1 pseudogene is annotated in these 243 nt (G+C 74.1%); it reads left to right on the top strand.

Going from position 1 to position 243, the window contains the following annotated elements:
- Nucleotides 1-27: 27 nt before the first annotated feature.
- Nucleotides 28-243 (top strand): annotated as a pseudogene (locus OXS27_RS32530) (sugar transferase); the annotation flags it as partial.

Here is a 243-nt window from a genome sequence, read left to right on the forward strand (position 1 = left end):
GCGCACCGTCGAGCGGAGCAGCCGGAAATTGCCGAGCCGGTTGCAGCCCACCTCGTCGGTCAGGTCAGCGTCGCCGCCGAGGCGGTCAGCGACCTCGTCCTGCCGGACGCCCCCTTCGTCGCCCGCGGCCTGCGCCTGGACTGGGCGGCCAAGCGCGGCCTCGATGTCGGCGTGGCCGTCACCGCCCTGTTCCTGCTGCTGCCGCTCCTCCTGCTCATCGCCCTCCTGGTCTGGGCCGGCGAC

Origin of the sequence: Methylobacterium sp. GC_Met_3 (assembly GCF_026540775.1) — a bacterium.
GTDB lineage: Bacteria > Pseudomonadota > Alphaproteobacteria > Rhizobiales > Beijerinckiaceae > Methylobacterium.